Genomic DNA, 11,448 nt, shown 5'->3' with positions numbered 1-11,448 from the left:
TATTAATAATGGTTTATTGGAGGTAGTTAAAAATGAAAGAAAAATATAAAGTGACTGGGCAGTTATTTTTACTCTCAAATTTACCGTTTTGTTGTTTTATTTTGAAAGATATTTCATTAGTCTATGCTAGGTTGCTATTTGTACTTTTCTTGTTTTTTACATTATATTTCTCTTATCAAATAAGCATAAAACATAATGTCATTAATCGTATTCAGAAACTAGAGTGGAACAAAGTACTTTATTGTTTAGCATTCGTTGCTTTGATGAGACTTACAGTTCATTTGTATGTAAGCATTTTTGGAGATACCCAAAATGATGCGTTATTACAAATTTTAAAAGATATTATGGGCATAGAGTTATTCAATTTTTATGGAATTTTCGTAGGACCAGTTTTAGAGGAAATAACTTTTCATGGTGCAATAATGAATTATTGCTATAATATGAGCAGGAAAGGTTTCTTCATATCAAATATATTGTTTGGATTTGTGCATTGTATGAACGAACCTAGTATTGGAATTTTTATTAGATCGATTTTACTGTATAGTTTGTTAGGCTGTATAGTATCTTACATTTATTATAGAACTAAAAGGATAGAATACTCTGTACTAATTCACATGCTTGCTAATTTTTTGGCTGTAATAAATTTTTAATTATGTATTCTGATTATTTTTTATTTGTAATTTTATGTAAGATTTTGCTTAATAAACCACTAATAAATAGTGCAGAAATATGTACTGATTTTCAAATATATAAGGTTCAAAAACATGATTTTTGTATGACTCAATTATACAGCTCACAGGTTTAGAGCGGAAAGAAGAAAAAGTTATCAAACATGGTTTCCGTTTGTTGGAAGAACAGCTGGGGCTCTATATCAAAGAAAACTACTCAGGAATTTCTAAAATAGAATTCTCGCCAGAGAGGTAAAACTTGGGAGACAATTAGAAGAGAATAGAGATAAGTTTGAATAGACAATTTCTAGTTTTGAAACTAGATTAAGCCACCGTATAAGGAAAAAACTTTACAATAAAAGTATGGAATCTCTTGAAATATGAAAAAGAAGCGATAACACTGATCACTATTTAAAACACTCTATAGCAAAGCCCACTTGTTTCTGCTGTCTGAAAATTTTTGTAAATTACAAATTGAAAACAAATCAATTTTTGATAGCGTTTTCCTTGAATCTAAAATAGGCCAGGAGTATAATAGAGGGTGGAAAAAGTACATTAAAAAGGAGTGTTTCATGATGATCATTAGTGTGATTTTTGCTGTAGCTTACTTCTTGCTGGTTGCCCTTGTTGCAGCTCTTGTTTTCCGAGCGATAGGAAAAATATTTGAGCTCTTCGATGGTTTCCTGATGTACCATTAAGAGATAAACAAGCCCACTCATTATGAGTGGTTTTTTACTATTAGACGGGAGAGGATTATGACAACGGAATATGAAAAAATGATTGCTGGTGAGTTCTACAGTCCCGTGGATCCAGAATTGAGGAAGTTAGCCCCAAGAAGCTAGGACCAAGCAATTTGCCTTTAACCGAGAAGCAGATGGGGAGAAACGGAGCCAAATGATTAAAAGTTGGTTCGGATCCACAGGGAATAATGTTTCCATTCATCCTTTTTTTGCTTGTGATTATGGGGTGAATATCCACTTGGGAGAGAACTTCTATGCCAACTGGAACCTAACCATGTTGGATGTCTGCCCGATCAGGCTTGGAAAGAACGCCATGATCGGTCCCAACTGCCAATTTCTCACGCCTCTCCATCCCCTAGATCCGCATGAACGTAATGCTGGAAAAGAATATGGGGCTCCGATAACGATTGGAGATAACTTCTGGGCTGGTGGAGGAGCTATCATTCTTCCAGGCGTTACCCTAGGCGATAATGTCGTCGTTGGAGCAGGGGCAGTAGTGACCAAATCCTTCGGGGATAATGTTGTCCTAGCTGGTAATCCGGCAAGAATCATCAAGGAAATCGAGGTGAAAGAATGAGATTTTACTTTATCGGAGGACTCGGAAGTAATGAAAATCATATGAGCGAATTTGCTCACTGCTTTTCCTTCCCCATCACGTATCTAGATGCCTATAAGGTAAAACTGGAATCTCCAAAAGATTTAGTAGATTGGTTCGAAGCCCATGCGCATTCTAATGAAAATACTTGTATCATTGCCCATTCACTAGGTGGAGATTTGGCTCGATACCTAGCATCCAATGTGCCACAAATTACTCACCTAGTCCTCCTTGACGGGGGCTATCTTGACATGGACCAGATCTTACCACTAGAGCAGGAACTCGAAGAGACACTCGCCTATCTCAAGCAACAGGTATTTTCATCTCTAGAGGAAGCAGTTGCAAGTGAACTTGGAGATACTGAAAATCCTTCGCCAACCACTATAAAAGCGATCCAATCTAGTTATCGTTGGAATCCTGACCTTCATCATTATGAACTGGATTTGGATCCACAAGCAGTTCTTTCTTTACTGAGACTTAGACGGGAGCTTCGATCCTTTCAAGTTCCACTCATAGATACCAAGGCCTTATTCATCGGACCTAAATACGAAGATGAGCCCGATTGGAGAACTAGAGCACTTGAAAATTTAGATCCTTCTATAAAGAAGGTACTCTTAAAGGATCTCGGTCACGATTTTTATACAGCAGTTCCTAATCTTGTCAGCAAAGAAATCATCAATTGGATTGGTATTTGTTCATAAATAACTCGTATATAGAAGCTGCTTTAAACAATCGTCTAGTAATTTCCGAACATTAATTCAATAATCAGCATTCTAATTGAATCGACTCCGTATCTTTGCTATAATCTTGAATGGAAACGTCGGAAGGCGTAGTGATGACGCATCACGATTTAAATTTTAGAAACGAGATTCCAATCCGTATGTTAAACGAATTTCCAATCTTTGATTACGAAGATATTCAATTAATCCCTAACAAGTGTATTATCAAAAGTCGTGCAGAAGCTGACACGACAGTTCAGTTTGGTAAGCACACCTTCAAGCTACCAGTGGTACCTGCTAACATGCAGACTATCCTGGATGAGGATGTGGCTGAGCAACTGGCTAAAGGGGGATATTTTTACATTATGCACCGCTTTGACGAAGCTGGTCGCATTCCCTTTATCAAACGTATGCACGATCAGGGCTTAATTGCTTCCATTTCAGTTGGAGTAAAAGACTATGAGTACGACTTCGTGACTCAACTCAAGGACGACGCACCAGAATACATCACCATCGATATCGCTCACGGACACTCAGATAGTGTCATCCAAATGATCCAGCATATCAAGAAGGAATTACCAGATACCTTTGTCATCGCAGGAAATGTCGGAACACCAGAGGCCGTTCGGGAGTTGGAAAACGCTGGAGCAGATGCTACCAAGGTCGGGATTGGACCTGGTAAGGTGTGTATTACCAAAGTGAAGACAGGCTTTGGTACTGGCGGTTGGCAGTTAGCTGCCCTTCGTTGGTGTTCAAAGGCAGCCCGCAAACCGATTATTGCGGATGGCGGAATTCGGACGCATGGAGATATTGCGAAATCCATTCGTTTTGGTGCTAGCATGGTCATGATCGGTTCTCTCTTTGCAGGTCACATTGAAAGCCCAGGGAAAACCGTTGAAGTCGATGGGGAATCCTTTAAAGAGTACTATGGATCTGCTTCCGAGTACCAAAAAGGGGCCTATAAAAATGTTGAAGGCAAGAAAATTCTCCTACCAGCCAAAGGTCATCTGCAAGATACCTTGACAGAGATGGAGCAAGACTTGCAAAGTTCTATTTCCTATGCTGGAGGCCGGAAGGTTGCTGATCTGAAGCATGTCGATTATGTCATCGTAAAGAACTCTATCTGGAATGGTGACTCTCATTAAAACTACAATTACTTATTTATCTTGCGGATTGGCGCAAGGTCTCTACAAGGTGCCGGAACACCTAACAATAAGTAAGTCTTAGATTGATCCAGGGATACTTGGATTCTGTAGAGGCTTACTTGGTAAGTCTCTATTTTTTGTTCCAAACTGTTTAGGAGAAAACATGAAATTATTAGAAGAACGCATATTGAAAGACGGAAATGTCCTGGGAGAGAATATCCTCAAGGTCGATTCCTTCTTGACCCACCAAGTGGATTACCAGTTGATGAAAGAAGTTGGGAAGGCTTTTGCGGAACGCTTTAAAGATGCTGGTCTAACCAAGATTGTGACCATTGAAGCTTCCGGAATTGCTCCTGCCCTCTATGTGGCAGAAGCTTTGGAACTTCCCATGATCTTTGCCAAAAAAGCCAAGAATATTACTATGAATGAAGGGATTTTGACAGCAGAAGTCTATTCCTTTACCAAGCAAGTGACCAGTACGGTTTCCATTGCTAGCAAGTTTTTAACACCAGATGATCGCGTCTTGATCGTTGATGACTTTCTGGCAAATGGCCAAGCTGCTAAGGGCTTGATCCAGATCATCGAACAAGCTGGTGCGAGTGTTGAAGCAGTCGGTATCGTCATCGAGAAATCTTTCCAGAATGGCCGTGGACTACTAGAAGAACTCGGCTACCCAGTTGTTTCACTTGCTCGTTTGGACCGTTTTGAAAATGGTCAGGTTGTATTTAAGGAGGCAGACATCTAATGCAAAAACAAGAAAACCATTCACAGGCAGCCATTCTAGGCTTGCAACACCTATTAGCCATGTATTCGGGCTCTATTCTAGTACCGATTATGATTGCGGGCGCTTTGGGCTATAATGCCCAGCAACTAACCTATCTCATCTCTACAGATATCTTTATGTGTGGGGTAGCCACCTTCCTGCAATTGCAGTTAAACAAACATTTCGGGATTGGTCTTCCGGTCGTCCTTGGGGTGGCCTTCCAGTCTGTAGCACCTCTTAGCATGATTGGGGCTAACCATGGTAGTGGAGCCATGTTTGGTGCCTTGATTGTTTCAGGGATTTACGTGGTTCTTGTCTCAGGATTCTTCTCGAAAATCGCCAACCTCTTCCCATCCATCGTGACAGGATCTGTCATTACGACCATTGGTTTGACCTTGATTCCAGTTGCGATTGGGAATATGGGAAACAATGCAGCAGAACCTACGGTTCAAAGTTTGCTCTTGGCCGTAATCACCATCCTCATCATTCTGGTGGTCAACATCTATACAACCGGCTTTATCAAATCCATCTCTATTTTGATTGGGTTGATCGTTGGGACAGCCATCGCAGCTTCTATGGGATTGGTGGACTTCGCACCTGTAGCACAAGCTCCAGTCGTTCACGTTCCAACACCGTTCTTCTTTGGAGCTCCTAAGTTTGAAATCACTTCAATCGTTATGATGTGTATTATCGCGACTGTTTCCATGGTGGAATCGACTGGTGTTTATCTTGCTCTTTCAGATATTACAAAAGATCCAATTGATAGCACGCGCCTTCGCAATGGATACCGCGCTGAAGGGTTGGCCGTCCTTCTCGGTGGTATCTTCAATACCTTCCCATACACAGGGTTCTCACAAAACGTCGGCTTGGTGAAATTATCTGGTATCAAGACCCGTCTTCCAATCTACTACGCGGCTGGTTTCCTCGTTCTTCTTGGTCTCCTTCCTAAGTTTGGTGCTTTGGCGCAAATCATCCCAAGTCCAGTACTTGGTGGAGCTATGTTGGTCATGTTTGGTTTTGTATCTATTCAAGGGATGCAGATTCTTGCACGTGTTGATTTTGAACACAATGAGCACAATTTCCTCATCGCGGCTGTATCAATCGCAGCAGGAGTAGGGTTAAACAATAGCACACTCTTTAATGGCTTACCAAGCGCCTTTAAAATGTTCTTTGCAAACGGAATTGTTGTTGCCAGCGTCTTGGCAATTATTCTGAACGCCATCTTAAACCGCAATAAAAAATAATCTAAAAAAGCTGAGGATCCGTTAGATCTTCAGTTTTTTAATTTTTTTGACATTTAAGGAGACATATAGTAGAGTGGTAAGAGAAAATTTCACCATGATAAGAAGAGAGTCCTACCATGTATCTAACCCATCATTTTAAAGAGCGCTTGCGCTTGTTTATCAGTCTATTTATCCCTCTCCTGGTCTATCAACTTGCCAACTACTCTGCTGGTTTTGTGGATACAGCCATGACGGGACAATACAATACCTTAGACTTAGCTGGAGTCTCGACTGCCACAAGTCTCTGGAATCCATTTTTTACCTTTTTAACGGGGATTGTATCAGCTTTAACACCGATTATCGGTCATCATTTAGGACAGGGAAATAAAAAACGAATCGCTTCTGATTTTTATCAATTTATCTATCTCTCTTTCATGATGGCTGTCCTTTTGATTGCTTTTGTCTTGCTGATTGCACCAATCGTCTTAAGAAAAATTGGTCTAGAAAGTGTCGTAGCTGGGATCGCAACCCATTATTTAGCCTTTCTCTCTCTAGGGATTTTGCCACTTTTACTCTTTAGTGTGGTCCGTTCCTTGCTGGATACCTTGGGGCTCACTCGCTTGTCCATGTACCTCATGCTCCTCTTATTGCCTTTAAATGCAAGTTTTAACTACATGTTGATCTATGGAGCTTTTGGTCTACCTGAGCTAGGAGGAGCAGGAGCAGGTCTGGGGACATCCTTAGCTTACTGGGTTCTCCTCATCATTGCTTTCTTGATTCTTTTCAAACATCCTAAAGTAGCTATCTACCAACTATGGAAGATCCAACCTCTCAACCTCAAAGAGATGAAAGAGACGATCCGACTCGGCTTACCGATTGGAGGGATTGTGTTTGCAGAAGTGATTATTTTCTCTGTAGTGGGCTTGCTCATGGCTAAATTCCCATCAATGACTATTGCCAGTCACCAGTCGGCTATGAACTTCTCAACCCTTATGTACGCTTTCCCAGCTAGTATCTCCAATACCATGGCTATTATCGTTTCCTTTGAGATTGGGTCTGGGCGTCCCGATGTCGTTCGTCAATATTGTCGGATTGGACGCTGGACAGCCTTTGGGTTTTCCTTCTTTACCCTTACTTTCCTCTATCTGTATCGCTATCAAGTGGCGGGTCTCTATGGAACTGACTCAGAATTTATTCATCAGACAGCCATTTTCATGACCTATAGCCTGCTGTTCCAAATAGCAGATACAGTCGCAGCACCGATTCAAGGGATTCTTCGGGGGTACAAGGATACTACCGTTCCCTTCTTACTTGGTGTCTTTAGTTACTGGTGTGTCTCTATTCCCTTGGGGATCTTTTTAGACCATGTCACTAACCTAGGTCCGTATGCTTACTGGATTGGCTTAATTTCTAGTATTGTCGTTAGTGGTATTTGTTACCAGATGCGACTATGGCAGATTCAAAAGAAATACCAAATTTCCTAAAAGAGGCTGGGACAAAAGTCCTAGCCTCTCAATTGTCTTTGGATTATCGAGCAAAACGCAGTGGTTGAGTGGGCTCTACTTCGCTGATTTCATCAGCTTTTACAGCCCTACTCAACTGTGCGGAGGTGGGACGACGAAATCGAATTCTAACGAATTACCTATTTCTGTCCCACTCTCTTATTTAGTGCGCATCTCACCTTGAGGGAAGTAGGTTCCTTCAGGCATATCATTAATAATGACATGGACAGCAGATTGGGGAGCACCTGTATTCCGAACGACAGCCTCGGTTACTTCCTTGGCCAAAGCTTTCTTTTGCTCCAATGTGCGCCCTTCGAATAAATCAATACGTACAAATGGCATTGCGCCACCTCCTTCATAAATCTTAACCTTATTTTATCACATTTTAGGATACAAAGCTGGGCAAAAATATGGTAAAATATAATGAAACACTTTTAGAGAGAACAGAAGGAAAATGGCACAATTATATTATAAATATGGGACTATGAACTCAGGTAAAACCATCGAAATTTTGAAGGTAGCCCATAATTATGAAGAACAAGGCAAAGGCGTGGTCATCATGACCTCTGCCATCGATACACGAGATGGAGTGGGAGTAGTTTCTAGCCGGATTGGTATGAAACGGGAAGCTATGGCCATCGAAGACGAGACAGATATCTTCGGTTATATCCAAAGTTTGGAAGAGAAACCCTATTGTGTCTTGATCGATGAAGCTCAGTTTTTGAAACGCCACCATGTCTATGACTTGGCTAGGGTTGTTGATGAAATGGATGTGCCGGTGATGGCTTTTGGCCTCAAAAATGATTTCCGAAATGAACTCTTTGAAGGTTCCAAATACCTCCTCTTGTTAGCCGACAAGATCGAAGAAATCAAGACCATCTGCCAATACTGTTCCCGCAAGGCGACCATGGTCTTGCGTACCCAAGCGGGCAAACCCGTCTACGATGGAGAGCAGATCCAGATCGGTGGACACGAGACCTATATCTCGGTTTGCCGTAAGCATTATTTTAATCCTGATATACCAACTGAAAGCGTCTAGAACGTTTTAGAGAGGATAATAATGTCTATTTGTTTAAAAGATATTACAATAGAGAATTATTTTAACGTTTTAAATCTAGAAGTTCAGCCAAACCAAAGGAATTTTATTGCATCCAATTCCATTAGTTTAGCTGAAGCCTATGTATATGATAAAAATGGTGATTTTATAGTTCCCTTAGCAGTTTATGATGAGGAAGTATTAGTTGGTTTTGTTATGATTGCCTATGACCAGAAAATTGGGATCAGCAAGGGGAACTACTTGTTATTTCGTTTTATGATCGATAAACGATTTCAAGGTTTAGGCTATTTTAAACCGACTATGGATGCAGTCATTGACTTTGTTCGAACAGAGCCAGCTGGAAAAGCAACAAGTCTTTGGTTATCTTATGAACCGGAAAATAATCAAGCGAGATCTTGCTATCTCCATTATGGATTTAAAGAAACTGGCGAAGTCATAGAAAACGAAATTGTAGCAATCTATGATCTAACAACCAAGAATTAAGGAGCAAACATGAATATCTATGATCAACTACAAGCTGTAGAAGACCGATACGAAGAGTTAGGAGAGTTATTGAGTGACCCAGATGTGGTCTCTGATACCAAACGCTTTATGGAGCTTTCAAAAGAAGAAGCTTCCACTCGTGACACGGTGACAGCTTACCGTGAGTACAAACAAGTCCTTCAAAATATCGTCGATGCTGAAGAAATGATTAAAGAATCAGGTGGAGACGCTGATTTGGAAGAAATGGCCAAGCAAGAACTTAAGGATGCTAAGGCTGAAAAAGAAGAATACGAAGAAAAACTGAAGATCTTACTTCTTCCAAAAGATCCAAACGATGATAAGAACATTATCTTGGAAATCCGTGGGGCAGCAGGAGGAGACGAAGCCCAATTGTTCGCTGGTGATCTATTGCAGATGTACCAAAAATACGCAGAAAGCCAAGGCTGGCGCTTTGAAGTCATGGAAGCTTCCTACAATGGCGTTGGCGGGATCAAAGAAGTCGTAGCCATGGTCTCTGGTCAATCAGTCTACTCGAAACTCAAGTATGAATCTGGTGCCCACCGGGTGCAACGGGTTCCTGTGACAGAAAGCCAAGGGCGTGTCCATACCTCTACAGCAACCGTTCTGGTCATGCCAGAAATCGAAGAAGTTGAGTACGACATTGATCCAAAAGATCTTCGGATTGACATCTACCACGCATCTGGTGCGGGTGGACAGAACGTCAACAAGGTCGCAACAGCCGTTCGTATCGTCCACTTGCCGACCAATATCAAGGTAGAGATGCAGGAAGAACGGACGCAACAGAAGAACCGTGAAAAAGCCATGAAGATCATCCGTGCGCGTGTGGCTGACCACTTTGCTCAGATTGCCCAAGACGAGCAAGACGCTGAGCGGAAGTCCACTATCGGTACTGGTGACCGTTCAGAGCGGATCCGGACTTATAACTTCCCTCAAAACCGTGTGACCGATCACCGGATTGGCTTGACCCTTCAAAAACTGGATACTATCTTATCTGGTAAACTGGACGAAGTGGTAGATGCTTTGGTCTTGTATGATCAAACACAAAAACTAGAAGAGTTGAATAAATAATGTTGTTGGGACCATTATTAGCCCAGTATGAAGAAGCATTAATAGTCGTTGGAGAGGAAGCAGAAAGCCTCTCCTTCGCGTATCGAGCTTTAAAAAACTGGACCTTTACAGACTTTGTCCTTGCCTTGCAAAAAGAAGTGGAAGCAGAGGACCAGGACTTGCTTGAATCCATCTTTGAGCAGTTGAAACATCACGTTCCTCCCCAGTATATTATTGGCAGCGCAGAATTCTGTGGCCATGTTTTTACAGTTGACAAGCGCGTGCTGATCCCACGACCAGAGACAGAGGAGTTGGTGGATCTCATACTGGAGGAAAACGATGAGGAAGCCTTACGAGTTCTAGATATCGGAACAGGTAGTGGTGCCATCGCCATTAGCTTAGCCCTTGCTAGATCTAACTGGCAGGTTCAAGCTAGCGATATATCAGAAGAAGCTTTGGAGCTTGCTCAAGAAAATGCTAATCAGTTAGAAGCAAATGTTTCCTTCAAGTCTTCAGATGTTTTGGAACAGTTATCAGGTCCTTATGACCTGATTGTATCCAACCCGCCCTATATCTCTCGGGATGATGTAGAAGAAGTCGGACCCAACGTACTAGCCTCTGAACCCCACTTAGCTCTCTTTGCGGACCGTGATGGATATGCCATCTACGAAAAGATTGCCCAACAGGCACCAAATGTTTTAACAGCAGACGGAAAGGTTTATCTAGAAATTGGCTATAAGCAAGGAGCCAAAGTAAAAGAGCTCTTTCAAGAAGCGTTTCCCGACAAACGCGTTCGCGTTCTGAAAGACCAATTTGGACAAGATAGAATGGTAGTAGTAGACAATGGATCTATTTGAAAAAGAATTAGAAGCTGGTCACGCAGTTGTCTTACCGACAGAAACCGTCTATGGCCTCTTTGCCAAGGCTCTGAATGAAGCAGCAGTTGATCATGTATATGCTCTAAAGCAACGCCCTCGCGAAAAGGCTATGAATCTAAATATCTCCAGCGAAGCAGAAATTCGATTTTATTCAAAAAATCATCCATCCTACCTATCCAAATTAGTTGCAAGTTTCTTACCAGGCCCTTTAACCATCATCCTTGAGGCTAATGAAGAAGTTCCAAGCTGGATCAATTCTGGAATGGCTACAGTTGGCTTTCGGATGCCAGCTCATCCAAAAACATTGGAATTAATTCGTAAAACAGGTCCCTTGATAGGACCTTCTGCTAATCTTTCAGGTCATGCAAGTGGAACAAAGTATGAGGCTATTGTAAGCGAATTTGATCAAGTGGTTCCTGGTATAGAGGATGATGACTTCTTGACTGGCCAAGATTCAACTATTTTGGATATCTCTGGTTCTAAAGCCAGGATTTTGCGGCAAGGTTTTATAACGAAAGCTGATTTGCTTGCACATGTGCCCGAGCTTTCCTTTGAGGATGATGAATTTCCTCAGTGATAATGTACATAAATATTTTTTTATAAAGGA

Annotated in this window: 13 protein-coding genes, 1 pseudogene and 1 riboswitch; of the genes and pseudogenes, 13 read left to right on the top strand and 1 reads right to left on the bottom strand. The window is 41.6% G+C overall.

Going from position 1 to position 11,448, the window contains the following annotated elements; translation table 11 throughout:
* The first annotated feature begins 32 nt into the window (after positions 1-32).
* The 8 genes and pseudogenes from ADF75_RS02710 (at position 33) to ADF75_RS02680 (ending at position 7,337) form a co-directional block, all read left to right on the top strand.
* A complete protein-coding gene (locus ADF75_RS02710; RefSeq protein ID WP_048789038.1) occupies positions 33-650 on the top strand; it encodes a CPBP family intramembrane glutamic endopeptidase in 618 nt (205 codons plus the stop codon).
* A 590-nt stretch (positions 651-1,240) separates the two neighbouring features.
* Positions 1,241-1,366: a hypothetical protein gene (locus tag ADF75_RS10860; protein ID WP_267472022.1), complete on the top strand. Its 126-nt coding sequence runs from the start codon at positions 1,241-1,243 to the stop codon at positions 1,364-1,366.
* Positions 1,367-1,423: 57 nt separating this feature from the next.
* A pseudogene (locus ADF75_RS02705) lies at positions 1,424-1,985 on the top strand (sugar O-acetyltransferase).
* Positions 1,982-2,704, top strand: coding sequence for an alpha/beta hydrolase (locus ADF75_RS02700; protein WP_048789037.1), 723 nt, complete (start codon positions 1,982-1,984; stop codon positions 2,702-2,704). Before ADF75_RS02705 ends, ADF75_RS02700 begins: the two are co-directional and overlap by 4 nt.
* Before the next feature lie 179 nt (positions 2,705-2,883).
* The gene (guaC, locus tag ADF75_RS02695; RefSeq protein WP_048716041.1) at positions 2,884-3,867 is read left to right on the top strand and encodes a GMP reductase; all 984 of its coding nucleotides are present in this window, start codon (positions 2,884-2,886) and stop codon (positions 3,865-3,867) included.
* A riboswitch (purine riboswitch) is annotated at positions 3,860-3,955 on the top strand. Its footprint overlaps the gene before it by 8 nt.
* Before the next feature lie 75 nt (positions 3,956-4,030).
* A complete protein-coding gene (locus tag ADF75_RS02690; RefSeq protein ID WP_048789036.1) occupies positions 4,031-4,612 on the top strand; it encodes a xanthine phosphoribosyltransferase in 582 nt (193 codons plus the stop codon).
* Positions 4,612-5,874 carry a nucleobase:cation symporter-2 family protein gene (locus ADF75_RS02685; RefSeq protein ID WP_048789035.1) on the top strand — a complete coding sequence of 421 codons (1,263 nt, stop codon included), beginning with the start codon at positions 4,612-4,614 and terminating at the stop codon, positions 5,872-5,874. Before ADF75_RS02690 ends, ADF75_RS02685 begins: the two co-directional genes overlap by 1 nt.
* 116 nt (positions 5,875-5,990) lie before the next feature.
* On the top strand, positions 5,991-7,337 hold the full coding sequence (locus tag ADF75_RS02680) for an MATE family efflux transporter (RefSeq protein WP_048789034.1): 1,347 nt from the start codon (positions 5,991-5,993) through the stop codon (positions 7,335-7,337).
* 177 nt (positions 7,338-7,514) lie between these two features.
* Here ADF75_RS02680 and ADF75_RS02675 read toward each other — a convergent pair whose 3' ends face one another.
* Positions 7,515-7,697, bottom strand: a complete 183-nt coding sequence (locus ADF75_RS02675; protein WP_001117401.1) for a 4-oxalocrotonate tautomerase — start codon at positions 7,695-7,697, stop codon at positions 7,515-7,517.
* Positions 7,698-7,809: 112 nt separating this feature from the next.
* Between ADF75_RS02675 and ADF75_RS02670 the strand changes: the two genes are divergently transcribed.
* From ADF75_RS02670 to ADF75_RS02650, 5 genes are read left to right on the top strand one after another with little or no spacing between them, the layout of a single operon-like run.
* Positions 7,810-8,394, top strand: a complete 585-nt coding sequence (locus tag ADF75_RS02670) for a thymidine kinase (protein ID WP_048691226.1) — start codon at positions 7,810-7,812, stop codon at positions 8,392-8,394.
* 21 nt (positions 8,395-8,415) lie between these two features.
* The gene (locus tag ADF75_RS02665; protein WP_048691223.1) at positions 8,416-8,895 is read left to right on the top strand and encodes a GNAT family N-acetyltransferase; all 480 of its coding nucleotides are present in this window, start codon (positions 8,416-8,418) and stop codon (positions 8,893-8,895) included.
* Between the two features lie 9 nt (positions 8,896-8,904).
* Entirely contained in the window at positions 8,905-9,984 is a 1,080-nt protein-coding gene (prfA, locus tag ADF75_RS02660; RefSeq protein ID WP_023026823.1) for a peptide chain release factor 1, read from the top strand.
* A complete protein-coding gene (gene prmC, locus ADF75_RS02655) occupies positions 9,984-10,820 on the top strand; it encodes a peptide chain release factor N(5)-glutamine methyltransferase (RefSeq protein ID WP_048789033.1) in 837 nt (278 codons plus the stop codon). Before prfA ends, prmC begins: the two co-directional genes overlap by 1 nt.
* The gene (locus ADF75_RS02650) at positions 10,807-11,418 is read left to right on the top strand and encodes an L-threonylcarbamoyladenylate synthase (RefSeq protein ID WP_048789032.1); all 612 of its coding nucleotides are present in this window, start codon (positions 10,807-10,809) and stop codon (positions 11,416-11,418) included. The genes prmC and ADF75_RS02650 overlap by 14 nt, the downstream gene beginning before the upstream one ends.
* The last annotated feature ends 30 nt before the right edge of the window (positions 11,419-11,448 follow it).

This window comes from Streptococcus sp. 1171_SSPC (genome assembly GCF_001069335.1).
GTDB classification, from domain to species: domain Bacteria; phylum Bacillota; class Bacilli; order Lactobacillales; family Streptococcaceae; genus Streptococcus; species Streptococcus xiaochunlingii.
Note: the sequence above shows the minus strand (reverse complement) of the source record. Positions and strands in the feature narration are given on the sequence as shown.